Here is a 24,818-nt window from a genome sequence, read left to right as displayed (position 1 = left end):
GACTAAGCTTTGGATGAAGTCTAAAGTTTACAACTGACGGATAGCTTGCTCGGCCGCTGGCAGAAAGATTTCGCTGACGATCATTTCATGCTCACCGTGATGGAAATAGCGGCGGCGTCCCCAGAGTGCATGTTCGACACTTTGATCTAAACTTTCAGCTAAGTGGGCAAGGCGACTACAGGTTTCGAAACTGGCAACTTCGATTCTACCGGGGATGAAGTTATCTTGGCTAAACAGTAATTCACCTAAGGGGCGAGTACCCAAACTAAGGAAATCCATTTTGCGCTCGGCCATTAATTTTTCAGGGATTAAGGTTCTGGCAAATACCCAAGGTATCGAGTCGAGGCAAAGCAAGACTTCACGGATCCATACAGCACCTTGCTGGGGATATTCGCCCTCTAAGGGAGCATGCAGTCCTTCGCCTAGTACCTTTACTTCAAATTGAGCGCAGCAAGTTTTGAGTTTTTGCGTTAGGCTGCCAGTGGCAAGCAACCATTCTTTCAAGGGCGATTTGGGGAGTTTGTCGGCTAGATCGGCTGAAAACCACTGAATAGATTCACCATAGGGAAAGCTTAAGCTAGTCACATTCATTAAATACTCGTTACAATATAAACAAACGTCGGCAGTCTAGCATGTCGCGACGCGAGCATATATACCCAAGCTACTTCCAGATACGGATACTGCATCTTCAGGTTGTTTGGCTATATAGATTGGGAAGTTTCTTCCATTACCATTATTGTTTTAGGGAGCCGTAAGTCGCTATGAAAAAATTACTCTCAGTCTGTCTTATCCTGTTTACAAGTGTTTTCAGTGTTTATGCGGCCGATGAAAAAGAAGCTGCACCTGCTGCAGCAACCCCACCTACGGGTGAGTATGCCTACTATGGTTTCGAACCCGAAATTGTCACTAACTATATTTCTAATCGCAAGAAATTGGGTTTTGTGAAGATTAGCGTTGAGTTAATGGTAAAGAGTCCAGATGATCTAGTGACAATTGAGCTCCATAATCCATTATTGCGAGCCGCGATTGTTGAAGTGTTAGGCAATCAATCGGAAGAGAAGATTAAGTCGCTCACGGGTCGTGAAGAGATTCGTCGTGAGTGCTTTGAAATGGTCAACAACTTGATCACCAAAGAAGCTGGCAAACCCTTGATCGTAAACTTATTGTTTACCTCTTATCTGTACGATTAATTTACTGCCCCATTCCATGGGCTGACTCAGGTCGGCCCATTGCGTTACAAGAGCTATTATGTCAAAACCTGCCGTGAAACCCGTCCAATTAGTGACTGCGAAACGCCTAACTAGTACAGCCAGCATTGGTCATGCAAAAACTAAAGCACCAAAGCAGGCTAGAACTGAGGTGAAAGGCAAAGCCAAGTCGGTCAAAAACAGGCCCAGTGCTGAGATTAAAAAAGCTTTGCATCCTCGAAATGTACACTTGAACGGCTATGATTTTCCGGCGCTGATGAGTTCATTCCCTAAGCTAAAAGCCTTTGTTCGACCCACGCCTTATGGGGCTTTATCAGTCGATTTTTCCGATCCGTTAGCGGTTAAGATGCTTAATGCGGCGCTACTGAAACATCATTATGGGATTGAATCTTGGGATATTCCTGATGGAGCGTTATGTCCTCCTATTCCAGGTCGAGTCGATTATTTACATTATTTAGCAGACCTTCTAGCCGAAGGCGATGATGTATTTGCTTTGGATAAAACTAGGGTATTAGATATCGGCACTGGCGCGAACGGTATTTATCCCATATTGGGTTGCCAAGTATACGGTTGGCAATTTGTCGCCTCGGATATTAATGCCCATTCACTCAGTAATGTGCAGAGTATTATTGAGCAAAACCCAGTGCTGCAAGGGCAGATAAGTTTACGATTACAGCCAAATGACAAGGCGGTCTTCAAGGGAATCATTCAAGCCGGAGAACGTTTTGCGTTAACCCTGTGCAATCCGCCATTTCATGCCTCTATGGCTGAGGCGAGCGAAGGTACAAAGCGTAAGGTGAATAATCTGCAGCTCAATCGAGGTGGCTTGGTAAAGGTTGCACCTAAGCTGAATTTCGGCGGTCAAGGAGCTGAACTTTGGTGCCAAGGCGGTGAACGACAGTTTCTAGCGACTATGATCCGTGAGAGCCAAATGTTTGCAGATCAATGCTTATGGTTTACCAGTCTAGTGTCGAAGAAGGAAAACCTGAAACCTTGTTATCAAGCCTTAGCGCAGTTGAACGTCGATACTGTGAAAACGATTGAGATGCAGCAGGGTAATAAAATTACGCGAGTTTTGGCGTGGAGCTTCCAGTCTGCAGCTAAGCGCAAAATCTGGCGCGGTGAACACTTAGCCCGTTAAGGCTTTTTGGGTATGACCCAATTAAGTACTATTAACAAAACAGGCGCTAATGGCGCCTGTTTTTATTAAAGGTAAAAATAGCCACTGTTACTGCGGCTTTTCTTCCTTATGATCGCGACGGAATAACGCCCACTCTTCAATTGCTTCACCGCTGGGTAAGGTGCAGATCCCATGTTCACCTTCGGCAGTTTTCTCAATTGTTAATTTGCCACCAATGGAGACACAATACTCAGAGGCGGGATTGGCTATTTTTACTTGTTCAGTATCACTGCATCCGACTAATACCAGACTCGCCAGAAGTGGAGCAGTAACAAGCAGGAATTTGATTTTCATAGACACTCCTTGGTGAGTTATTTTCGCCCTAAAATCCGCAGGATACGTAGGAACAAGTTGATGATATCCATATACAAAGCGGCGGCGCTATCGATGGCATTATCTATGGTTTTAGGGATTTGATTCGCCCGTCCCCAGTCATAACCAATATAACCGCAGAAAATCAGCACGACTATCCAATCTAAAATGCCGTGGTGAGTATTAAAGATAAACACTTCAATCAGTTCGACGACGATAACGAGCAATAAAGCAATCGTGAGTGCGCCGGAAATTTTTTGGAAAAAGGCGGGGAAGAGTGTGCCTAAGCACATCATGGCTATAGTCACTAGCCCTGTGATACGAATGGCCTCAGTCACCAATTCGGGATCGTATTGTCTGACCACCATATTGATAATTAAGCCGAAGGGCACGACTACAAAGTTGTAGCCAATAAAACTGACAACGGGATTAGTCGATTTTTGGAACAGATAAATCCCAAAGAAACAGGAGGCGAAATAGCCGATAAAGAAAATCCAAGGATTAACACTGGCAATCGCCTCTGGGTCGATATTGGTGACCATCCAATAGTTAACGGCAAAACCCCAAATCAGCGTGAGGCCGATAACGAGGTTGTAAATACCTGCGCCAACGATGGGGTCGTCTGTGGTCATGCGGTCAAATACACTGTTTTCCGAATCCATATGTTTTCCTTGTGATTTCCTTATTTTAACGGGCCATTAAGCGTCATCAGTGTTGAGCTATATGACGGCAAATTAAGCGGTGGCAATTAAGCTAGTGTAAATAAAGCCGTTTTTCAAGCGAGAACAACCTAAGCCTCTTCAGTGCCACAAACATTGCAGCAGGCTTGTTTCGGTAACTTCATCTCGCGAAACTCCATCGTCATTGCATCGATCATCAAAATACGTCCTGCTAAGGTTTTACCCATACCAGTAATCACTTTGATGGCTTCAACCGCCTGCAAACAACCTATCATACCGACCACTGGTGCTAGGATGCCCGATTCAACGCAGCTCAGTTGTTGCTCGCCAAATAGGGCGCTAAAGCAATGATAACAAGGCGTTTCGCTGTGATAATCGAACACAGTGACCATGCCTTCCATCCGAATTGCCGCGGCAGACACTAAGGGCACTTTATACTTAAAACAGCTGAGATTAAGTTGCTCGCGCACACTGACATTATCGGTACAGTCGAGCACTAGTCCGTGATCGGCGACTAGGGCGTCAATCTCATGATCATCTAATACTGCATTGATAATGTTGATCTTAATAAAGGGATTGAGCTGCATGAGGCTCTGTTTAGCTGATTCGACTTTAGGCTGGCCGACATTGGCATCTTGATGCAGCACTTGGCGCTGCAGGTTGGATAATTCAACTGTATCAAAATCGACCAGTGTCAGCTCACCAATACCCGCAACTGTCAGGTACTGGCTGGCGGCACAGCCTAAACCGCCAGCACCTATCATCAGCACTTTGGCCTGTTTTAAGCGTTCTTGACCGTCGATATCCATAGCCTTGATGGATATTTGGCGGCTGTATCTTAAGAGTTCGCTGTCGCTGAGAATATCTTCTGGCACATTCATTGAGATTTTCCTAGCAAAGCACGCTGTTAAATGGCTCGACCGTCACTAGGGTGCCAGCGGGAGTATCGCCTTGGAATTGCTCCAATAAAACGAAACAGTTTGCTAAGCTCATCGAAGTCAACATGCCAGAACCTTGGCTACCGGTAATGGCAACTTCAAGTTTACCTTGTGCATTACGGCTTAAAACGCCCCGTTGATATTCGACGCGGCCCGGTTGTTTACGCACAGGCGTGGTGAGCGTAGCGTCTAACATCAAAGGTGCAACTGGGGTTAAGCCCTGCATCTTGTTCAGTATTGGCCAAACGAGTTTGTAAAACGTCACCATAGAAGACACGGGATTCCCCGGTAAACCACAGAATATTGCTTTGCCGATACGGCCCATGGCAAAGGGCTTGCCTGGTTTGATGGCGAGTTTCCAGAAGGTAATTTTGCCTTCCTCATCAAGAATTTGTTTGGTGAAATCTGCTTCACCGACCGACACGCCACCCGAGGTTAATACCATGTCGGCTTGGCTGGCAGCATGGCGAAATGCCTGACGTATGGCTTCAGGATCATCGGCAATCACGCCTAAATCGAGCCATTCCACGTTAGCGCGGCTGAGTAAACCTTGGATCGAGTAACGGTTTGAATCGTAAATTTGTCCTAGGGCTAATTCGCTGCCAACGGGACGCAGTTCATCGCCTGTGGAGAAAAAGGCCACTTTAAGCTGACGATAAACTCGCACTTGGCTAACGCCAATCGTGGCCAACACCCCGAGTTCGGCAGCACCAATTTGAATGCCAGCACTGAGCACTTTAGTGCCTTGGGTGAGTTCTTCACCGCGGCAACGCACATTGGCGCCTTGCGCCTTAGGGTGGCGGATATGAATAATCTCTCCTTCAACCTCAGCTTCTTCCTGCATTTGCACTGTGTCATAACCCGTAGGCACAGGTGCGCCCGTCATGATCCGCACGCAGGTATTAGGTTTGGCTTCACCTTTAAAACCATGGCCGGCGAAGGAATTGCCGATAAGGCGCAATGCGGTCTGATTGGTTTGCGTATTTAAGTCGACAAAACGGAAGGCGTAGCCGTCCATAGAAGAGTTGTTAAAGGGCGGCAGGTCGATGCAGGAAGCTAAATCTTCTGCTAGGACGCGGCCAAGGGCATGGGGAAGCAATACGACTTCGGTGTCTGACACTGGACTAACTTGCTCGAGCAAAAGGGGAATAGCTTGATCTGGATGCATTAAGCTAGGTTGCGAACAAGGATCGGCTGTTACGGACATTAGGGTCTGCCTTATATGCAATGGGTCGTAATGACGCTGAATGAATTTCCACCTGATTATGACTGGCTATTATGCCACGGTGATCTGGGATGGCTATGATTTGCATGTGAGTTTCTGTGATAGGCCAGTCAGTTTTTTCTGCCACTTTGGGCGATAACCTCGCTAGAAGTCACACAATTTACTGCGCTAATTCGAGGGTTGAACGCGAGTCGATGAACAAATGAAAATCATTTTTATCAATGAATCATTAACTTAGCAAGAAATCCAAAGGTAAATTTTGTTGCTTTTGTCGACCCCCTTGATGACAATGTCCCCCATGATTCAGTTCGAATGCAAAAGAGGATTTACTATGCTGTCTGCAACTATGATCGAAAAGTTGAATGAACAAATTAATATGGAGTTCTTCTCCTCAAATTTATACCTGCAAATGAGTGCGTGGTGTGAAGATCAGGGATTTGAAGGCGCAGCTAAGTTTATGCGTGAGCACGCGGATGAAGAAATGGGCCATATGCGTCGTCTGTTCACGTATGTGAGTGAAACTGGTGGCTTACCTTTGTTAGGTGCGATTGCGGCGCCGCAGTCACAGTTCGATTCTTTACTGGCGTTGTTTGAATTAACCTATGAGCATGAGCAGCTGATTACCCGTCAGATCAATGCCTTGGCCCATGCCGCATTTTCGAATCAAGATTACTCAACCTTTAACTTCTTACAATGGTATGTCGCTGAGCAGCACGAAGAAGAAAAGCTGTTTAAGTCGATTGTCGATAAGATACGTTTAGTGGGCGAAGATGGTAAAGCACTGTTCTTTATTGATAAAGATTTAGCTAAGCTAGCCTCTAAGGGTGGCGAAAGCATAATGAACGGCCAAGGCCAACCACAGGCTTAAGTCCGTTTTATTTGCCACAAAAAAGCAGCCTAGGCTGCTTTTTTGTTCTTTATCATTTTATTTTTTATAAGCTTAGATATTCACGCATTTATCTTGATAGCCATCATTCAACAGTGCTGTGTGCTTGATGCGTAGCAAGGGAGTGATTTCATTGAAGGGGAGCGGCTTGGAGATCAAATACCCTTGAGCGAAGTGACAACCTAAATCTCGTAGGAAGTGCCACTGTGCTTCGGTTTCTATGCCTTCAGCAACTAACTCCATTTCTAGGCTTTGTCCCATCATGACAATCGCTTTGACTAAGTTGGCGTTCGAGTTATTTTCGAGGGCATTTTCCACAAAGCTACGGTCGATTTTAATCACTGAAATCGGGAATTTTTTCAGATAACTCAGGGAAGAATAACCCGTACCAAAGTCATCAATATAGATTTGCGAGCCTAAATGACGAATAGACTCGAGCGTGCTCAAGCAATGGCTGGCATCGCCCATCAGCATGCTTTCAGTGATCTCAATATGCACATTTCGTGGGTTAACGTGGTGGCGGTTGAAGCACTCCTGCAACACTTGGTCGAACCCCATGCCGCGTGTATTGATACATTGGCGGCTGGAAACATTAATCGCGACATTGATATTTAAGCCACTTTTCTGCCATTGCCTCAGGTCATGCATGGCTTGGTTGAGCACCCATTCGCCCATAGGCTCTATCAATCCAGTCTCTTCGGCTAACGGGATAAATTGATCCGGCGGGATCAACCCAAGCTCGGGATCTTGCCAGCGGATAAGGGCTTCGACGCTGCAGACACTTCCGGTTTGCATATCCACGATAGGTTGATAATGCAGGGCAAATTCATTTTGTGCCACGGCACGGCGTAGGCGTTGTTCTAACTCCATCCGGGCGAACATGGCTTGATTCATACCCGCGGTGAAGTATTTAAAATTGTTCCGCCCTGCGTCTTTGGCTTGATACATGGCGGTTTCGGTATTGCGGGTGAGTGAGCCGGTATCTAACCCATCTTCGGGATAGACGCCAATACCAAAGCTGGCCGAAATCTGGATCTCGCGGTCATTTAAGTTAAATGGCATACCTAAGGTTTCAATGATTCGGGTTGCCATGTGTTCGATGGCGAGTTCGTTAGTCAGTCGCGGCAAAATAAGTACAAACTCGTCGCCACCGATACGTGCGATAAAATCGGTTTTCCCCGCAATGCCTTCTAAGCGCTTTGCGACATCTTTAAGTAATAAGTCGCCAGTGGCATGACCTTGTACATCATTGATATATTTGAATTGATCCAAATCAATCAGCAAGATAGCCAGCTTGCGAGAGTCATGCTGCGCCACATGGATTTCGTGCTGTAGTCGTTCATTGAACAGCTTACGATTAGGCAGCCCAGTTAACCCATCGAAGTTGGCCTGATACCAAAGATCCTGCTCATATTGCTTACGCTTACTGATATCCATAAATAAACCAATATGTTGGATTATTTTACCTTGCTCATTTCGCACCACAGTGATCGCTAGATACTCGGGATATACTTGGCCATCTTTGCGTTTATTCCAAACTTCACCCTCCCATTTCCCTTCTTTTTGTAGTGACTCCCACATGGCGGTGTAAAAGTGCTTAGGATGACGGCTAGAGCTGAGTAGGGAGGGACTGCGGCCTTTCACTTCTTCCAATGAATAGCCCGTGATCTGACAAAACGCGGGGTTGACTAGTTCAATATGGTTGTCGGCATCTGTCACCATTATGCCTTCGGCAGAATAGTCAAACACAGCTGCAGCGCGGCTTAGGGCATGGTTTGCTTTTTGCCGTTCGCTAATCATACGGGTCATGGCACGGGCCATGCGGGCGAGTTCATCTGTGCCTGAGACTTGGATATTAATATTGAGCTGTGGATCTGCTGCCATTTGCTGCATGTCATTGGCAATCTTAGTGATCTTATCCATAAAATTGCGGATTATCTTTTGTCCAAGCCAAAGTGTGATGGTCGCGGTGAACAAAGCCGAGAACAAGTATAAGCTGAGTAAGATTAAGGTGTGGTTTTGTTGATATTCGCTCTGCTGCGCCATGTTCTTGGTGATATTTTGCGCCAGCAAATGTAGTTGATTGATACGCTGAGTGGTGAGATCCCACCACTCCTGGCTATCAATTGGATGTGGCGGCATTAATAGTTGGCTCATCGCTTGGCTTAATTTGTCCTCACTGGCTGGGACTTGCGCGATGGCTTTGATCTTCGTCATCGGCAAACCTTGTTGCTGCAGTTGCTGCAACTTGACCATGCTGAACTGGTATTGATTTATGCTGTCCTCAATGGTTTTCAGCGCCGCCTTAAATTCGGGCAGATAACGAGTCTCGTGACTGAGTTCATCCAAATTAAGCTGAATCGTCGCAAGTGCTGCATTAAATTTTTGCAGTGAAATCTCATCGCCCTTAAGCAAATAGTCCTGAAAACTGCCCATTAAGCCACCGTAACCTAAGTAGGCATTAATATTTTGTGCCAGAGCGCTAATGCGAGTTTGTTGTTCAATTTGCTTGCTGATTTGCAGAATGCGTTGATTTTCTGGCGAATCTTGTAGATTTTGCAGTAAGGACCTTCTATCGGAAATTGATGCATTACTCGCGTGCATCACGGCTCGCTCATATTCATACATAAAGGAGATTATGGTGCGGTAATCATTAATATTGAGTGACTTGCTGAGCAGTAATTGATTGATGGCACTTCGTTCTTTTACGGCCAACTCCTGCACCATAAGTAGGTTCAATAGATCGGTATAGGCACGGGACTGACTGATTTCGTTGGTTTGTAACTGTAATAACTGAATGAGCTGCAAAAGCTGAGTGTGGAATTGATTATAGAGTTCCGTAAACTGACTCAGTGTTTCGTCTGTGTGGTTTTGGTGAACGTTAGCGAGCTTGTTGCCTGTGAGTTTGAGCGCATCCAACAATGCGTTCATTTTGTTTGCTTCAATACTTTTAGGGTCGAGCGCCTCCAGAAGATGCTCTAAAGGCTCACTGTTCAGTAATGCATCGAGTGCTTTTGATCTAGTCGCTTGTTGCTGTAATAGCACTTCATCGGTTGGTCGCTGATTTGTACTTAGACCATATTCGTTTTGCAACTGATAGAGTAGCTCAGTGATTTGTACCGTCGTTTGTACCGCAAGATGATTGTGCTTGGCCGAGTGTGATTCCTTTATCAAGTCATGCATGCGCGTCAGAATGAAAAAGCTCATCATTAATAATGGGACTAACGAAAACAGAATGAGCTTTTGCTTCAAACTGAGATGGTGTAGCGCTGACGGCATTAAAGATCACTCCACTCGTTCGCCTAGGCAGAAAAAGAAAATTCAACGTAATAACGTTGAATCCGAGTTACAAATAGGACTAGGCACAGGGTGAGGATATTTAACATAGGCGGCCAGCTACCGCGACCTTTAGTTTATGGATATCTAATCTAGGTCACGAAATTAAGCAAATTGTTATATATCATGCTAAGAGACTATTTTTATTAACCTATTTTGCACCTATCAAACAAGCATTTGCTTTGTCTGTGATGTGAAGCAGTATTTCATCATTCGAAAGAATGACTTGTTTAACTTTACCTTTCATCGGTTTTTAGTGCATTAGGTGGAACGCGATTGTTAACGGTAAATCTACTTAAATAAAAAGGACGTTTGCCGTAGCTAAACGTCCTTCTATTTAAATCAATGCCCTAGATTCAGGCGATTGGCGTGTTATCTAGCCGACATTGGCCAGCAATGATTTGCGATAAACGACAATATCTTCAATCGTCAACACGGGTATATTGTGCTGAGCACCGAAGGCAATAATTTCGGGTAAACGCGCCATAGTGCCATCGGTGTTAGTGACTTCACACAATACGCCAGCGGCTTTTAAACCCGCGAGTTGCATTAAATCAATAGTGCCTTCAGTGTGACCACGGCGGGTCAATACCCCACCCGGTTGGGCGCGAAGTGGATACACATGGCCAGGACGAGCGAGATCACTTGGCTTAGCGCCATCGGCAATCGCCGCTTTAATGGTGGTCACGCGATCGGCGGCAGAAACCCCTGTAGTCACACCGACTTTAGCTTCAATACTCACAGTAAACGCAGTGCCGTATTGGCTCGAGTTGTTTTCCACCATAGGGGGCAATTCGAGGGCTTTGACTTTTGCATCGGGTAAACACAGGCAAACAATACCGCTACATTCACGGATGAGCATGGCCATTTGCGCGTTAGTCAGCGTCTCGGCAGCGAAAATTAAATCGCCTTCGTTTTCTCTATCTTCGTCATCGACAACTAATACACCTTGGCCTTGACGCAGGGCATTAAGACCCGCTTCAACGCGTTCGATAGCAGTACCAAAAGGAGCAAGTAAAGACTGATTCATGGTTAATATCCTTAAATAAACGACATTGGAATATCCAGAATCAGGGCGTGCAGAAATACAACGTAATCAAACCAAAAGGCTCGATTTTGCTGTAGCAATATCACTTCACTTGGTGTGAAGTTATTGCAAAACATGAGGCTAACACTGAGATACACAAGCGCGTTGCACTGAGATACCACAATGTTGTCTTACATTCTCTTCCATCCGGACTCAGCACTGTCGCCATTAAAGTAAACAGTCCATTACCGTCGGCTCTGGAATAGTCAGTTTTGCACTAGGCAAAATCTAAGGCACCAGATCTGCTGACCCCGAAAGTGATTTCGGGCGCTCGCGGGCTTTGGGTGTCGCTCAGCAAAATAATCACTTAGTCGTTACCCATTTACCGCCGGTGGGGAGTTTCACCCCGCCCTGAGAATTTGCTTTTGAGCCATTTGCGCTCAAAAACGCGGTTATGTTGCTCTTATTTACCGCGAATGGCAACTTCTCACGTTCAATGTTTGCGCTAGTGCACACCTGACCACTATCATACTGAACACATAAGCTAATTGACTTGCCGTCGCATTCTTCGACGGTCGTTATGGACGTCACAAGGACGTATAAATGCGCTCTCTGCTACTCACTTTAGGTATTGTTATGCTGTTATCCGCTTGTTCGACCTCCAAAGGGCAAGTACCCGCCCCGGTTGCTGAAAAAATTCCCCATGTGATGACTTTACATGGCGTAACACGTACCGATGATTACTATTGGCTGCGTGATGATGAGCGCAAAGATCCTAAAGTGTTGGCCTATCTCAACGCTGAGAATCGCTATACCGCTGCTTATTTCAAACCATTAAAGCCGCTGCAAGATGGTCTTTATAAAGAGTTAACCGAGCGTTTAGTCGCCGATGAGTCGAGCGTGCCGTACCAATGGCATCAGCACAGCTACTATCACAGATACCAAGAGGGCAGCGAATATCCGCTGATCAGCCGTAAGGGCGCCGATGGTGTTGAGCAAGTGATGCTCAATGTTAACGAGCGAGCTAAGGGCCATGAGTTTTATGGTTTAGGCGGCGCCAGTGTCAGCCCAGATGAAACCATGTTGGCCTTTGGCGAAGATGTCCTAAGCCGCCGTGTATATCACATCTATTTTAAAGACTTGGCTTCGGGCGACATGATCACCGACGTGCTTGAAAATACCGAAGGTCGCGTAGTGTGGGCGAACGACAACAAGCATGTGTTCTATATCGCCAAAGATCTAAAAACCTTGCTGGGCTATCAAGTGTATCGCCACGAGCTGGGCACTAAGCAATCGAGCGATGTCTTAGTGTATGAAGAACAAGACGATTCATTTTATATCTCACTCGGCAAAACCTTAGATGAGTCGCAAATTGTGTTGTTCCAAGAAAGCACCACGACGAGTGAAGTGTCTATTCTCGATGCCAGCGAGCCTTTAGGTTTATTCAAGCCAGTATTAGCGCGGGAAGAAGGTCACGAATACAGTGTGTCTAAGCTGGGTGATACTTATTACATTCTCACCAACTGGCAGGCGACTAACTTCCGTTTGATGAAAGTCGCCATTAAAGATGCTGCGGATAAATCTAAGTGGCAAGAAGTGGTTGCGCATAATTCCAATGCCCGTATCGAAGACGAGTTAGTGCTCAAGGATTATCTGATTATTCAGACCCGTGAAAATGGCCTAACGCGGATTAAAGTGATGCCGCTCAATGGTCAAAAGCCCTTCGAGTTGAGCTTTGATGAGCCTGCTTATGTGATGGGTTTAGAGATTAATTCCCAGCAAGACAGCAATAAGTTACGCATTTTCTACTCCAGCCTAACGACGCCAGAAGCCGTATACGAATATTCGCTGGTGAATCCCGATAGACGTGATTTATTGAAACAAGATCAAGTCTTAGGCGGCTTCGATGCCAGCCAGTATCGTGCCGAACGGATATTTGTGACGGCCCGCGACGGTGCGAAAGTGCCCGTCTCTTTGGTGTATCGCAAAGATAAATTCAAGAAAGATGGCACTAACCCTCTGTACCAATACGGTTATGGATCTTACGGTTACACAGTAGAACCCGATTTTTCTTCATCTGTTATCAGTCTGCTTGACCGCGGTTTTGTGTATGCCATCGCCCATGTGCGCGGCTCAGAAATGCTCGGCCGCCCTTGGTATGACAATGGTAAATTGTTGAATAAGCAGAATACCTTCAATGATTTTATCGACGTAACAACGGCATTAACGGCGCAAGGTTATGGCGACAAAAACAAGGTTGTTGCCTCTGGCGGCAGCGCGGGTGGTTTGCTAATGGGCGCGATTGCTAACCAAGCGCCGGACAAGTATTTCGCCCTTGCAGCCCATGTACCTTTTGTTGATGTGGTGACGACTATGCTGGACGAGTCGATTCCGTTGACGACCAATGAGTACGACGAGTGGGGCAATCCGAACGAGAAAACTTACTTTGATTACATGTTGAGTTACTCGCCCTACGACAATGTCACCGAGCAAGAATACCCACACATGTTAGTGACGACTGGTTTGCATGATTCCCAAGTGCAGTATTTTGAACCCGCCAAGTGGGTCGCTAAACTGCGCGATGTACAGAATAAGTGGTACAAGATGGATGATAAGGTGTTGTTATTCAATGTGGATATGGAAGCTGGCCACGGCGGTAAGAGTGGTCGTTATCGCCAGTACCAAGACACTGCCCAAGAATATGCGTTCTTCTTGAGTCTATTAGGTATGGCGAAGTAGGTTATTCGCAAGTGACTGAATCAGCCGTCAGCCTAGGCAATACGGACATAGAAGCTGTACAGCAACATGAGTCACTGGTGGCAGACACACTTGTCCCAGTGACTAGCGCTGTCGCAACCAAAAATGTTGTTACAGAAGCTTCGCTGAATCCCGTACCATTAAATCCTGCACCACCGAAGCCTACACCCATAAAATCAGCACCCCTCTGGTATTTGTATCTAGTCCGCTGCGCCAACGGGCATTTATACACAGGTGTCACCACAGATGTCACACGACGCTTTAGCGAGCATCAATCGGGTGGTATCAAATCCGCTAAGTATTTGCGCGGTAAAGGTCCGTTAACCTTGATGTATCAAGAACAAGTCGGCACCCGCAGCGATGCCCTAAAGCGTGAAATCGCGGTTAAAAAACTGAGTCGTGCTCAGAAATTGGCGTTGATCGAATCTGTACTCAGATAACACTGAACTCTGACATCATTCAGATCTTATTGTGTTCAGGCAAAAGCTAAATCAACGTCGTGGGGCTTCACCCCACACCCGACCAAGGAGGACTGCTCGTCCTATCCTCCTTGGATTCTCCAAGACGCCCCTGACGGAGTTGAAGCCCCTTGTGCTCATTGCCAAATTTGCTATCGCTTCCGAAGGATGCGTCCCTGCACCTGCGAAAGCTAGCTCGGCATCCATGCCGAGACTCACGCAATTTGTCTATTCACCCTGCGGCAACTCCGAGGGTATGGTGCATTCTGATACTTCGGCGTTGGCTGTTAATCCTAAGAGAGATGTGTCTGTACCCTCAGTTTTGGAACATGTTCCTATATCTTTTGTGTCGTCGCAAAATTTAACTATGGATGTTTCGATAAACCCGTTTTAATTTAGCAAGATTTATTTGAGGAACCATAATGAGACTAGGTCTTAAAATTTCGTCTTGGGCGGCAGCAATTGTTGTGATGCTGCCGCTGATAATTTTTGCAATTTATGATCTTTTTTACTTTCAGCATCACCGTGTAGAAATTACTCGACTCATCCAAGTTGCTACACCAGAAGAATCTGAGCCTCCACCCTTGATCGTGCAGCTCGTTCGTATATCCACTGGCGAGAATGTTGATTGGCTTGTTACAAGGTTAATTATTGATAATTTAAATATCTGTAATAAGCCCAAATCAATGATTGGTAGGCATATAGAGTCATTTCTATGGCTGCAGTTGGTAAGGATTCACCTTACGAAGCATGAGCAATTAACTCTTTATTTGGCCCAAGTGCATACTGGCAAAGATTCAAAAGGTTTTTCCTACGCATCCCATGCACTTTTCAATAAGCCTTTATCGGGATTAAATGTTGAAGAGGCGGCCACAATAGCAGCTCTTCCTAATGCCCCAAGTACCTTTGCAAAGCGCCCAGATCTTCTTACAAAACGCCGTGAATATTTGCTTTCTAAGTTGGATACAAGCTTCTAGCCTGCTGTGCCACTTATGTGTGTCGATGAAATGATTCAGCACTGTCATTCCAGTGATACGCTGCCCTTTCATTTAACAAGAACGGCCCCGATTCTGTTGTTTCGTTGCAACATTTAACAGTGGGCGTCTCGATAAACTCGCGACTAAGTGACTTTCCGTTGCTTGAAGCCAAACCCAGAGTGCATTATGTTGTTTTAACTTGGGTGGCCGGATTCATTTTTGAGGGCTCCTTTTTTGTTATTGGCTTATCTAACTTAGTTATTCGAGTATTGTTATGGAAAGCAATTATTTAGTAATGGCCCTAAAGCATTATGCTAGTAGCATTGAGCATCTTAATTCAGGGGATGATTTCAGACTTCGCTATGCTGCTCTTGATATGAGGCTTACCATTGAAGCCACGATTTACAAAAAGTATGAGTTGCTGGGGGTATTTAGAGACGAGATCTCAAAAAGCATATAATTATTAAATGGGACACCCACTCTTAATGGCGCGGCAGTTAACATCCGACTATGCTTGGGTTTCTTCTGCTGAGCGATAAGTTTGTCTGCTATTGGTATTCTGAACTCCATTTAATAGGTTAAGAATGCCACTTACACAGATCTTTTCACGCTCTCGAACTACATGTCCGGTCTTTTTCTATGCTTAATTTACAATCCCTGGTAGGGCTTCTCTTAAAAGTTCCAACTCCTTTTTGTTTGCTTTAATCCAAAGTTTTTTCAAGTTTGGTATCGAAGCCAAAATTTCTACTGTCTCTTTAGTCTTGATTACATTTGTTTCAACAAGATATAACGCAAAAATATTTTTATTTCCACGCAACTCATCAATACTGGACAACTGTGGGTTTCCACTGAGGTCTAAAATTTTTACGCTGTCCAGCGTTGAAATGATAGAACAAAAATCTAACTTTTGACATTTATTTAAAGATAAGTAGCTTAAATTCTGGGTGTTTCCAGTAATTTCAGAGAGTTTGCTTGCATGGGACACACTTAATGATTCAACTGAGTCTGAGCATAAATTAATTGACTCTAATGAACGAACAATGGAGCAGTTTAATGAAATTGCGACATCAACTTTTAGATTAATAACTTTGGAGTTGAATATATTTACATGCTTAATCCCGTCAACCAATTCAGATGATTCATTTTGCTCAACATAACCTTTCCGAATGAATGCCATTATGGCTTTCCAATCATCTCGCTGCCACTCAGCGTTATATACATAATCCAATATTGGTAATATAGAATCGAAGGTAGGTAATGAATTTTCCCACCTCTGCCATTCTGAAACATTTTCTGGTGCTAACTTTATATATTTCTTAAAAGATGAAATGTCCATATTATCACTTAATTAAAATTGGGTTGTCGAATTCAGAACGTTGATCTCTTCTGGTATATTTTTGCATTTCTTTTGAGAAGCGGCTCTAAATTCTGATGATTTATTCTGTCACGCTATCCCTTTACTCACTCTTATTTGAGCTGACTAAAGCTTTAAAGCGAAGGTCACTCTTGCTCAGAGGGGTAAGTGCCTCGGCTTTGGTGAGATATTGCATAGTGATGTGGATAGCGTCTTGATGGTGACTAAATTCCCTAAAAATACGCTTTGCAATCAGCAGATATAATTGATGTGCAGCTAATGAGGCATGCTCATGCTTTATCTGTAAAATAGCCTCTTCTAGGGAGATAGGGGGAATTTCTTCCAAGGTTATAAGAAAGGCTTTTGCGACAGTCCTGGCGTGTGAGAAATAGTCTGAGTGCGCATCTAAGGCGTAAATATGCTTGAAAATGTGTTTGGCTAGGGCTTTATTGCCGTTGCGATAAAAAGATTCGCCATCAAAACAAATATCCCCTAGTCCTTCCATTATCTGTCTAGGGTTATCCGATAGAGAAAGCGCTTCAATTTCTTTTTGGTATTCCGAAAACTGATCCATATTCTCGACCTTACTGGCAATACAGTGTGACTTTTCGACTATTGAAGTGGGAAGGCTGACAATCTTAGCAAATCCACAAGGTTAAAGCGTAACGGTCTGAATAAAATCAACATCATTTCTGCAAACTCAAGCTTAATTTCGGTATAAAAAATGCCACTACAAGGGGTTAGTGGCATAAATGCATAAGTCTGGCATACGCTTAAAAGGGTGGGTAGAAGACTGACATCTTGGCTGGGAACCGTTGCAACATCAGCCTCTACGCCGGGAAGTGGGTAAAACCTTTGGGTGTAGGGTGGTAAAACGGCGCGTTATTCCATGCTCACTGGGCCGTCGATTTTGTTAAATGTCACATCGCCAGAACCTGCCGTAAGAATCGTTAATCCCTTAGTATTAAAGACATTAATGTTGCCTGAGCCATCTGTGATGGTCACAGCACTTTGCACATTGGCGACCTCTATGTTGCCCGAACCGTCATCAATTGCGATATTGCCGCGAATATCGGTCACCTTGATTGTGCCTGAACCATCTTCAATGGTTAGGCTGCCGTTGATTTGGCTGATTTCAATATCACCTGAGCCATCCTCTATGTTGATATTGTTACCACCGTTGATAGTGAGTTCACCCGAACCGTCTTTGACGTTCATGTCTGACGTCATCTTGCTGATCAAAATAGCCCCTGAGCTGTCATCAATATCCAGTGTAAAGTTCGCAGGGACTTGCAGTTTTAGGTCTATATAGGGCGAGTTATTATTAGAATCTGTTTGCTCAAAGTTGGCCTTGAGCTTGGCTTTATTGGCTTTTTTCTCAAGGGTGAGAATGACTTTGCTGTCATCGTTGCCGTCCTTATTGCTATAGATGTCGGCGACGAGTTTAATTTGGGTTAGGCCTTCGACACCGATAATTTCCAAACTGCCTGCGCCAGTTTCAGCAATCAGGCCTTGTAAGTCTTGGCTATCGAGTGTGAGTTCGCGTTGTTGGTGGTCTAAGTCTGGCATGCCTGCAGCGTTCACATTAAGAATGCAGCCAGTGAGCGATACCCCCGCAGTAAAAAACACTATAAAAGCGAGGGTGAATATAAATGGGCGTAGTGACATGTTAGCTTCCTTGTTTATCTGGCACTCGATTTTTTGGGTGAGTGCTGAGTCGTCTTGCGATGAATAAGACATTGCACAGCCCATGCCAATTTTAATTTTCATTTATAATCAATTTGTTAAGCTAAAAAGTGTCCGGGGTTCACTGTGCGGACATGTCCGCTACATGGGTGATTTACTCATAGATTAGTGAAATTGCTCATTTATTAAGTTAGTTTAAGCTCCGTAAGTCACGCGGAATCAAAAATACAAAAAACATAAGAAGGGATGCAGATGGATTATTTAACGACGAACAAGACGGCTTGGGATGCGCGCACTCGGGTACATTTAACTTCTGATTTTTATGATGTGGCGGGTTTTCTTAATGGTAAGACTTCGCTGCGGGAAATTGAGCTAGGTGAACTCGAGGTTGCAGGTAAAAGTTTGCTGCATCTGCAATGTCATTTCGGCTTAGATACCTTGTCGTGGGCGCGAATGGGAGCGAGAGTCACAGGCGTCGATTTGTCAGAGGTGGCGATTGTTGAAGCGCAAAAACTGGCAGAACGGACACAGTTGTCCGCCGAGTTTATCTGTAGCGATGTTTACAGTGTGGCAAGCAAGGTTGAGCCTCACGATATTGTGTTTACGTCCTATGGTGCCATTGTTTGGCTGCCGGATTTAACTCTGTGGGCGCAGACTGTGGCTGCCTGTTTAACACCCGGCGGACAGTTTTATATGGCCGAGTTCCATCCTGCGCAGCAGTTGTTCGATGGCTATAGCTATTTTAATCGGGGTGAGCCAGACATAGAGCAGGAAGGCACATATACCGAAAATACCGGTGATGATCAGCAGACCTTAATGTGCTGGTCGCACAGTTTATCTGAAGTGATCAATGCGTTATTGCAGGCGGGCTTAGTGTTGGAGTTTTTCCACGAATTTGATTTCAGCCCCTATAACTGCTTTGAAGGGCTCGAAGCGCAAGAAGATGGTCGTTATGTGTTAACACACCAAGGGCAGAAGGTGCCCTTGGTGTATAGCATCAGTGCGCGTAAGCCAGCGTAATCACAGCCTTTTGTAATCGCGATGATCAACGACTACGGTAAACCGGATACTTAAGGTATTGGTTATCGTAGTAAGGGCTGCGTTCATAGAACCAGCGTAGGCGTGCCTCAGGATCGGCGGCAAACTCTGCATTGGTCAGTGCTTTGTCGAACTCAGCTTGTAGCTTAGGATCATCTTTTAGCATCTTGGCCGCCAGTGGCTCTACCGCATAATCTTCAATGTATTCAGTACGAGTGAAGATAGGATTGAAGAAACCCCATTGCAGTAAAGAATCTGGTGATTGCGGCTCAAGCAGTAAAATCGCTAGATCGCCTAGCGGTTGATCTGTACTGATTTTAATGGTGCCAGCGGGCAGAGTGGTGCTGACTTTGGTTAACTCTGACTCGGCTTTGACCGTTTGGCGGCCCTCAAAATCCTTAGTGTTAAACACGGGATTGCTGAGGGTATATTGCTGCAATTTCAACTCGGTTGGCTTTTTGAGCGTGGTCATGCGAATGCCATGCACGTTAAGACGATCAATCACTTGAGTCCATTGCGCTGGAATATAGTAAGCACTCGGACGAGTGACCTTAATGTCGGGCACTGTTTCAGCCATCACCGGCAAGTTAGGGTAAAGCTTAGGTTCACCTGTCCAGCGCACAACTTCAACGCCACTGATGGGGCTCTTTTCAAGTTGATAATCTATGCCTTTAAAATCCCAGCCTTTTTCTAATGGTGCTAATTTCCAAGTAAGGGTAATTAGTGGTGAGGCGCGGTATTTATCTTCTTGAATCGCACTCTTAAGTTTTGTCGCCTGTTCACCCACTGTTTTGAGGGTTTGCGCTAACATCACATAAGTGCCGAGCACCCTTTGCTTAAAGGGCTTTAGACTGTGGTTTTCAACCAGAATGGTGGGCAAATGGCGAGCATCGCCATAACCGTTAGAGAAGCGCGGGCTCGGATTCCACAGCGACATACCTTTGTTAATATCGGCGTTATCCACGGCAAAAATCAGTGCGCCGGGAATATGGCCTTGTTCCGTTAATGCCGCTTCAACTGCAGGTCTGTAGCTGTTTTCGAGCCAGCGGTAACTGGCTGGGCTTAAGCCTTGGGCGAGGTTATAACCAAAGGTGACATCGTATTGATAGTCGATGCCGTCAGTAACATGCACATCGATATACAGATCCGGTTGCCATACGTTGATTGCGCGCAGCATGTGCTGCATTTCTAAGCTGTCGGCCTTAGCATAATCGCGGTTAAGGTTGAGATTATTAGCCGTAGTGCGCCAGCCCATATTCACAGGGCCACGTTGATTTACACGATTAAATTCGCCGCTGCGCTCATGGGCATCAACACTAAAAATAGGCACAAACAAGAGGTTGGCTTTATCGAGCAGGGCACTTTTATCGCCTTGGATAATGTCTCGTAGCAGCATCATGCCGGCATCCTTACCGTCGATTTCTCCCGCATGAATCCCCGCCTGCACTAGCACTGTCGGCTTAGTGTTTTGTTTGAGGCGTGCCGATTCATTAATGCCTTCGCTACTGGCGATATACATCCAAATATCGCGCCCTTGTGGGCTCTTACCTAAGCTAACCTTTTGTAATTTATCTGTCTCGCCCGCGAGTTTGTCGAGCCAAGCGATAGTGGCATCGTAGCTTGGACTTTCAATACCGCCACTTTGCTCAAAGGGAGTCGCCCACTCGCTATCAACACTTAACATGAGCGATTCGCTGGCGCCATGCCAAGTGATGCTGGGCGGTAAAATCACATCGTTGACAAAGGTGTTGGCTCGTTCAGGAATGGGCGCTGGTTGTGCTTCTGGCGCTGCAACTGTGGTATCGGTCAGTACATTAGTCGCAGTTTCAGTTGCTTGGCTATTCGCTGCTGGACTTGCATCCTGTGACGTTGTGATTACTGGGGAGCCAACTGCCAATGTTTCTGTGGTAGAGGCTTGCGCCATAGTGGCTGCCGGAGTTGTTTGGGCTGTGGTTTTCGCATCATTGGCAAAAGCATTCCCAGGGTACAGATTGCCCGTAGAGAGACAGGCAATGGCGATAACGGAGAAAGAAAACAAGCGCATGAAAAGAGTCCATCTATCGAATTTTTATTAGGACGGTATCTTTTCATTAAACGCCCCGTTAACGCAAGGGCGGCTAAGGGTTATCCGGCATTTCTGACATGGATTTAAGCACTAAGCGGAATGGGAAAATCGACTAAGCCGTTTTGTTGGGCGTTATCTGAGAAGCTGGCCGCTTGTGATAGGCAATGTCGATAATGGCAATGTCTTTATAAAGTGCTTCGACGGCAATCGCGAGCTGATAAATCAGCCAGCTATAACCTGTGAGTGCAAATCCCTGCGGCACTTGGTCGTTTACGGCTGTCACTGGATCAGCGATTGATGCTTGAGTGGCTGCGACTAGGGCAAGCTGGAGTCTGTGTTGTAATTCTTGATCTAAGCATTCTGGTAGTGTCGGTAATTGTTGAGCTTTACCCGCTACAAATTCTGCAAGTTGTTGCAAATAGAAGGCAAGCTCAGAGGCAACCGCATTAATCTGCAGATAGGCGTCTTTGTCTTCTTCCTGCCAGCGGGTTAAGGGTAAGAGTTCGAGTAAGGTGATTAAGCGCACTTGTTTATTGGCTAACTGTGACAGTAGCACTTTGTGTTTTTTGAGGGTTTGACTTTCCCATTCCAAGGAGAAAAACAGTTTCTTTTGAGTGAGTACGGCCTTCATCGCAGCCTCTAGTCTAGCGCGAAAATCGAGCTCATGATTGGCGGGCGCCTTAAGATGCTCGGCTAATACTTCGGCCATATTGTCGATGGCATGGGTGAGTTGGGAGCGCCAATCTTGTTTAGCTTTAATCGGGAAAATGAACAGTGAGACCAAAATAGCAATCACACAGCCGGAGAGGATGTTGGCCGTGCGCCATAGTGCCTCAGAGGTGTCATGGTTGGCATCGCCGACCACGATTATGATGGTAAATCCGGCCACTAAATAAGCATAGCTATAACGTCCGGCCGAGATAAAACAAATCAAGCTAACGGCTAAGATCAGCAGGCTCATGATTAGCCAATAACTGTCCACTGTGGCAACTAACATCACCCCATAAGCTGAGCCTAAACAAGTGCCTATCGCCCTTTGTAGCGACTTTTCAATCGCGCCGCCTACTTGAGGTAAGCTCATCATAATGATCACTATCGTGACCATGCTCCAAATAAAATGCGGTGGCGCCCAAATGGCATTAATAGTGACAGCAACGAGTAAGGCTAGCCCGAGCTTTAGGGCGTGAATTGAGCGGAAATGGCGATAGATAAAGTCGGCAAAGGGTGTGGCTGGGGCAAATACAGACATAGGGCAAAATTCCTTTGAGCTAACTTAGCGATGTTAATCTAGTGGCAGTATCGCAGAAAAACCGTGTCACTTGCGGCCATAGCGCCATAAAGAAATGTAAATTGCGAAATCTAGCAAATTGAGCTTAGTGGATGGCGCGGGAGAGATCACATTAACACTCAGATTAAATAGGCTTAACTGATGCGTGTAGAGGCAGGCCATTATACCGTGCTGCAGATATAAAAAAGGCTTGAATAAGCGTTGCCTATTCAAGCCGATATTCAAAGTGTTTGAGTTAGCTTAAGCTGCGCTCACTATCCGCTTTAACGTCAACTTCTGTGTATTTATCCATAATCAAGGCACAAGCTGCATCGCCAGTGATATTGAGTGCGGTACGGATCATGTCAAAAACCCTGTCTAATGCAAACAGCAAAGGTAAACCATCGATAGGAATTCCCGCAGCTAACAGCACTGCCACTACTAAGAAGGATGGGCCCGGCACACCTGCTTGACCAATTGCACCTAAGGTTGAGGTGAAAATGATGGCCGCATAGGCTGTCATCGACAGATCAACGTTATACATTTGGGCGAAGAACATGGCCACTAAACCATAATAAATCGCGTTGCCGCTCATATTAATGGTGGCGCCTAACGGTAGTACAAAAGCCGTTGTTGCCTTAGAGACTTTAAGATCTTCCTCGCAGGTTTCCATATTCACTGGCAGAGTCGCCATTGAAGAGGCGGTCGATAAGGCCATTACCTGCGGCTTCTTCATTGCCGAAATAAACTGGCGCGCCGACACTCTTGAGAAGAGTTGCACCACTAATGGGAAGAAGATAAAGCCGTAGATCAGAATCGCAGCCACAAACACGGCGAATAACTTAAACACGACTTCTAGTGCATCAAAACCGAAGGTGCCGACAGAATCGGCCATCAAACCAAATACACCGATAGGGGCAATGATCATCACGCAGTTGATCATCCACACAAAGGCATCAACGACTGTGTTGAGTGCGGCCAAAATAGGTTTAGCACCATCGCCTTTAACTTTAGTCAGTGCGATGCCGAAGAAGATACTAAAGACTAAGATTTGTAATATGTTACCGCCGTTCAGCGACTCGAACACATTGGTTGGGATCATGCCGATAAAGGTATCCATTACCCCTGGTAATGCGCCATGTTCCTTGGTTACTTCCATCAAGTCTGTGCTGCTGTGGGCGGTAAAATCAACGCCTGCACCCGGTTGGAACAGATTACCCATCAAGAGTGCAAGCACAACGGCAAAGCCCGACGTGACAATAAAAAAGCCGAAAGTGCCAATGCCAATCTTACCCGCCGATGGGCTATCGCCTAAGCTCGCTGCTCCGCTGATGATAGAAACCAATACCAGTGGTATCACTAGCATTTTGATTAAATGGATGAAAATGGTTCCGAGTGGTGCAAACACACTTGCACTCTCGCCCATCATAAAACCCACCAGTGCACCGATAATCATGGCAATAACCACTTGCACACCAATGTTACCTAATAAACTCTTGCTCTTCATTCTTGCGAAACTCCCCAGTTGCCGCAGCATTTTGTGTCATGCACAGACGATTTGAACCTAGACGACTCAAGGCTTAGTGATTAAGGCTTAATCTAGGCTAAAGGTTCACTCTATGTTAAAGGCAAATGCCCGACATTTTTGACCGAGTAAAGTACCACAATTGCATAGCAGGGGATTGTGAAACATCACTAACCTTGGTTTCAAAATAACCAAAGTCTAAATCACGTTAACGTTAAATGAGGAATGCTTAAATTTATGCACTTAAAAATGAATAAAGCTTATTTTATTGTGGGTTTTTAACTTCTGGATTGATGAATTGTGATTTTGCGTTAGGTTGCAGAGTCGCGTTGGGTAGATATAACGACTGTTGAAAGTATCAATTTTAACCTTTGCGTAGTTTTTTCTGTGGTATACAACCCGTTTTTTCCATTATTTATGGATGAACTGACTGCAAGTGATTGGAAGAAGCAGATTAACTCAAAGCCATAGACTTATATTTTTTAAGCAAGTTAACATGTCACTCTGACGTTAATATGAAGGAGACATTGGTGGATATAGGATCATTCCTTGGCGAATCAGATCCGTTAAAAAACTGGATTAATAAGTGTATTACTCAGCGAGGCTTACAATATTGGCTCGTTTATCAAGATACTGCGGAAAATGAAATTCTCCAACTGACCACGCGGCTACTGCCAATTGTCGATGATATGAGGGATTGGTCTAATGAAGAAATCGATGAGTTTGAAGATAGTCTGATAAACAATGGTTATTGCTATCTGCTCAATATGGATCAAATCGAGGATGTAATCGATAATATTAAGCAGCAAAAAGCTCAGCCCAGTGAACAGGAACTACTTGAAGCTATTATCTTTTACTATGAGCGAGATGCGTTTATAAGCCTTTAATCGGTGCTAATT

Annotated in this window: 21 protein-coding genes and 1 riboswitch; of the genes, 8 read left to right on the top strand and 13 right to left on the bottom strand. The window is 45.3% G+C overall.

The features are described from left to right. Positions 1 to 27 precede the first annotated feature (27 nt). The gene (locus L5L98_RS15495; RefSeq protein ID WP_212600815.1) at positions 28 to 591 is read right to left on the bottom strand and encodes a chorismate--pyruvate lyase family protein; all 564 of its coding nucleotides are present in this window, start codon (positions 589 to 591) and stop codon (positions 28 to 30) included. A gap of 170 nt (positions 592 to 761) precedes the next feature. Between L5L98_RS15495 and L5L98_RS15490 the strand changes: the two genes are divergently transcribed. Together L5L98_RS15490 and rlmF are read left to right on the top strand one after the other, a co-directional pair. Beyond that, positions 762 to 1,190 (top strand): flagellar basal body-associated protein FliL, encoded by a 429-nt coding sequence (locus L5L98_RS15490; protein WP_105250969.1) that lies wholly within the window; start codon positions 762 to 764, stop codon positions 1,188 to 1,190. A gap of 58 nt (positions 1,191 to 1,248) precedes the next feature. Continuing rightward, complete coding sequence (gene rlmF / locus L5L98_RS15485) at positions 1,249 to 2,349, top strand: 23S rRNA (adenine(1618)-N(6))-methyltransferase RlmF (protein ID WP_263142215.1); 1,101 nt, start codon at positions 1,249 to 1,251, stop codon at positions 2,347 to 2,349. A gap of 87 nt (positions 2,350 to 2,436) precedes the next feature. On the opposite strand, the gene L5L98_RS15480 is transcribed toward rlmF, so the two are convergent. The 4 genes from L5L98_RS15480 to glp form a co-directional block, all read right to left on the bottom strand. Beyond that, a complete protein-coding gene (locus L5L98_RS15480) occupies positions 2,437 to 2,682 on the bottom strand; it encodes a DUF333 domain-containing protein (protein WP_113941266.1) in 246 nt (81 codons plus the stop codon). A 17-nt stretch (positions 2,683 to 2,699) separates the two neighbouring features. Beyond that, entirely contained in the window at positions 2,700 to 3,362 is a 663-nt protein-coding gene (locus L5L98_RS15475) for a Bax inhibitor-1 family protein (RefSeq protein WP_263142214.1), read from the bottom strand. 128 nt (positions 3,363 to 3,490) lie between these two features. Beyond that, the gene (moeB, locus tag L5L98_RS15470) at positions 3,491 to 4,261 is read right to left on the bottom strand and encodes a molybdopterin-synthase adenylyltransferase MoeB (protein WP_263142212.1); all 771 of its coding nucleotides are present in this window, start codon (positions 4,259 to 4,261) and stop codon (positions 3,491 to 3,493) included. Between the two features lie 10 nt (positions 4,262 to 4,271). Next, positions 4,272 to 5,525 carry a gephyrin-like molybdotransferase Glp gene (glp, locus tag L5L98_RS15465; protein ID WP_263142210.1) on the bottom strand — a complete coding sequence of 418 codons (1,254 nt, stop codon included), beginning with the start codon at positions 5,523 to 5,525 and terminating at the stop codon, positions 4,272 to 4,274. 349 nt (positions 5,526 to 5,874) lie between these two features. Between glp and ftnA the strand changes: the two genes are divergently transcribed. Beyond that, the gene (ftnA, locus tag L5L98_RS15460) at positions 5,875 to 6,411 is read left to right on the top strand and encodes a non-heme ferritin (protein ID WP_105250975.1); all 537 of its coding nucleotides are present in this window, start codon (positions 5,875 to 5,877) and stop codon (positions 6,409 to 6,411) included. A 72-nt stretch (positions 6,412 to 6,483) separates the two neighbouring features. On the opposite strand, the gene L5L98_RS15455 is transcribed toward ftnA, so the two are convergent. Both L5L98_RS15455 and ribB read right to left on the bottom strand, forming a co-directional pair. Continuing rightward, a complete protein-coding gene (locus L5L98_RS15455; RefSeq protein ID WP_263142207.1) occupies positions 6,484 to 9,708 on the bottom strand; it encodes an EAL domain-containing protein in 3,225 nt (1,074 codons plus the stop codon). A gap of 433 nt (positions 9,709 to 10,141) precedes the next feature. Further along, a complete protein-coding gene (gene ribB / locus L5L98_RS15450) occupies positions 10,142 to 10,795 on the bottom strand; it encodes a 3,4-dihydroxy-2-butanone-4-phosphate synthase (protein WP_105250977.1) in 654 nt (217 codons plus the stop codon). Between the two features lie 188 nt (positions 10,796 to 10,983). Beyond that, positions 10,984 to 11,215: riboswitch (FMN riboswitch) on the bottom strand. A 180-nt stretch (positions 11,216 to 11,395) separates the two neighbouring features. Between ribB and L5L98_RS15445 the strand changes: the two genes are divergently transcribed. The 3 genes from L5L98_RS15445 (at position 11,396) to L5L98_RS15435 (ending at position 14,984) form a co-directional block, all read left to right on the top strand. Next, a complete protein-coding gene (locus L5L98_RS15445; protein WP_263142205.1) occupies positions 11,396 to 13,531 on the top strand; it encodes a S9 family peptidase in 2,136 nt (711 codons plus the stop codon). 11 nt (positions 13,532 to 13,542) lie between these two features. Beyond that, positions 13,543 to 13,989: a GIY-YIG nuclease family protein gene (locus L5L98_RS15440; RefSeq protein ID WP_263142203.1), complete on the top strand. Its 447-nt coding sequence runs from the start codon at positions 13,543 to 13,545 to the stop codon at positions 13,987 to 13,989. A gap of 440 nt (positions 13,990 to 14,429) precedes the next feature. Further along, positions 14,430 to 14,984 carry a transglycosylase domain-containing protein gene (locus L5L98_RS15435; protein ID WP_263142201.1) on the top strand — a complete coding sequence of 185 codons (555 nt, stop codon included), beginning with the start codon at positions 14,430 to 14,432 and terminating at the stop codon, positions 14,982 to 14,984. 643 nt (positions 14,985 to 15,627) lie between these two features. Here L5L98_RS15435 and L5L98_RS15430 read toward each other — a convergent pair. The 3 genes from L5L98_RS15430 to L5L98_RS15420 form a co-directional block, all read right to left on the bottom strand. After that, entirely contained in the window at positions 15,628 to 16,320 is a 693-nt protein-coding gene (locus L5L98_RS15430; protein WP_263142199.1) for a hypothetical protein, read from the bottom strand. A 121-nt stretch (positions 16,321 to 16,441) separates the two neighbouring features. Next, positions 16,442 to 16,912 (bottom strand): hypothetical protein, encoded by a 471-nt coding sequence (locus L5L98_RS15425; RefSeq protein WP_263142198.1) that lies wholly within the window; start codon positions 16,910 to 16,912, stop codon positions 16,442 to 16,444. 308 nt (positions 16,913 to 17,220) lie between these two features. Further along, positions 17,221 to 18,006, bottom strand: a complete 786-nt coding sequence (locus L5L98_RS15420; RefSeq protein ID WP_263142307.1) for a DUF4097 domain-containing protein — start codon at positions 18,004 to 18,006, stop codon at positions 17,221 to 17,223. A 270-nt stretch (positions 18,007 to 18,276) separates the two neighbouring features. On the opposite strand from L5L98_RS15420, the gene L5L98_RS15415 reads away from it, so the two are divergent. Next, entirely contained in the window at positions 18,277 to 19,044 is a 768-nt protein-coding gene (locus L5L98_RS15415) for a class I SAM-dependent methyltransferase (protein ID WP_263142196.1), read from the top strand. Between the two features lie 25 nt (positions 19,045 to 19,069). On the opposite strand, the gene L5L98_RS15410 is transcribed toward L5L98_RS15415, so the two are convergent. From L5L98_RS15410 to L5L98_RS15400, 3 genes are all read right to left on the bottom strand, one after another. After that, a complete protein-coding gene (locus L5L98_RS15410) occupies positions 19,070 to 21,106 on the bottom strand; it encodes a M14 family metallopeptidase (protein WP_263142194.1) in 2,037 nt (678 codons plus the stop codon). Positions 21,107 to 21,239: 133 nt separating this feature from the next. Next, the gene (locus tag L5L98_RS15405; protein WP_263142192.1) at positions 21,240 to 22,376 is read right to left on the bottom strand and encodes an FUSC family protein; all 1,137 of its coding nucleotides are present in this window, start codon (positions 22,374 to 22,376) and stop codon (positions 21,240 to 21,242) included. Positions 22,377 to 22,650: 274 nt separating this feature from the next. Beyond that, complete coding sequence (locus L5L98_RS15400; RefSeq protein ID WP_131525701.1) at positions 22,651 to 23,901, bottom strand: dicarboxylate/amino acid:cation symporter; 1,251 nt, start codon at positions 23,899 to 23,901, stop codon at positions 22,651 to 22,653. A 548-nt stretch (positions 23,902 to 24,449) separates the two neighbouring features. On the opposite strand from L5L98_RS15400, the gene L5L98_RS15395 reads away from it, so the two are divergent. After that, positions 24,450 to 24,806 carry a hypothetical protein gene (locus L5L98_RS15395; protein ID WP_263142190.1) on the top strand — a complete coding sequence of 119 codons (357 nt, stop codon included), beginning with the start codon at positions 24,450 to 24,452 and terminating at the stop codon, positions 24,804 to 24,806. The last annotated feature ends 12 nt before the right edge of the window (positions 24,807 to 24,818 follow it).

The organism is Shewanella sp. SM23, assembly GCF_025654295.1.
Taxonomy (GTDB): Bacteria; Pseudomonadota; Gammaproteobacteria; order Enterobacterales; family Shewanellaceae; genus Shewanella; species Shewanella oncorhynchi.
The sequence above is the reverse complement of the archived record's forward strand: the minus strand, read 5'-3'. Positions and strand labels throughout refer to the sequence as shown.

Coding starts and splice junctions, on each gene's coding strand:
- L5L98_RS15495 (WP_212600815.1), bottom strand. CDS start 591: ATGAATGTGACTAGCTTAAGCTTTCCCTATGGTGAATCTATTCAGTGG.
- L5L98_RS15490 (WP_105250969.1), top strand. CDS start 762: ATGAAAAAATTACTCTCAGTCTGTCTTATCCTGTTTACAAGTGTTTTC.
- rlmF (WP_263142215.1), top strand. CDS start 1,249: ATGTCAAAACCTGCCGTGAAACCCGTCCAATTAGTGACTGCGAAACGC.
- L5L98_RS15480 (WP_113941266.1), bottom strand. CDS start 2,682: ATGAAAATCAAATTCCTGCTTGTTACTGCTCCACTTCTGGCGAGTCTG.
- L5L98_RS15475 (WP_263142214.1), bottom strand. CDS start 3,362: ATGGATTCGGAAAACAGTGTATTTGACCGCATGACCACAGACGACCCC.
- moeB (WP_263142212.1), bottom strand. CDS start 4,261: ATGAATGTGCCAGAAGATATTCTCAGCGACAGCGAACTCTTAAGATAC.
- glp (WP_263142210.1), bottom strand. CDS start 5,525: ATGTCCGTAACAGCCGATCCTTGTTCGCAACCTAGCTTAATGCATCCA.
- ftnA (WP_105250975.1), top strand. CDS start 5,875: ATGCTGTCTGCAACTATGATCGAAAAGTTGAATGAACAAATTAATATG.
- L5L98_RS15455 (WP_263142207.1), bottom strand. CDS start 9,708: ATGCCGTCAGCGCTACACCATCTCAGTTTGAAGCAAAAGCTCATTCTG.
- ribB (WP_105250977.1), bottom strand. CDS start 10,795: ATGAATCAGTCTTTACTTGCTCCTTTTGGTACTGCTATCGAACGCGTT.
- L5L98_RS15445 (WP_263142205.1), top strand. CDS start 11,396: ATGCGCTCTCTGCTACTCACTTTAGGTATTGTTATGCTGTTATCCGCT.
- L5L98_RS15435 (WP_263142201.1), top strand. CDS start 14,430: ATGAGACTAGGTCTTAAAATTTCGTCTTGGGCGGCAGCAATTGTTGTG.
- L5L98_RS15430 (WP_263142199.1), bottom strand. CDS start 16,320: ATGGACATTTCATCTTTTAAGAAATATATAAAGTTAGCACCAGAAAAT.
- L5L98_RS15425 (WP_263142198.1), bottom strand. CDS start 16,912: ATGGATCAGTTTTCGGAATACCAAAAAGAAATTGAAGCGCTTTCTCTA.
- L5L98_RS15420 (WP_263142307.1), bottom strand. CDS start 18,006: ATGTCACTACGCCCATTTATATTCACCCTCGCTTTTATAGTGTTTTTT.
- L5L98_RS15415 (WP_263142196.1), top strand. CDS start 18,277: ATGGATTATTTAACGACGAACAAGACGGCTTGGGATGCGCGCACTCGG.
- L5L98_RS15410 (WP_263142194.1), bottom strand. CDS start 21,106: ATGCGCTTGTTTTCTTTCTCCGTTATCGCCATTGCCTGTCTCTCTACG.
- L5L98_RS15405 (WP_263142192.1), bottom strand. CDS start 22,376: ATGTCTGTATTTGCCCCAGCCACACCCTTTGCCGACTTTATCTATCGC.
- L5L98_RS15400 (WP_131525701.1), bottom strand. CDS start 23,901: ATGAAGAGCAAGAGTTTATTAGGTAACATTGGTGTGCAAGTGGTTATT.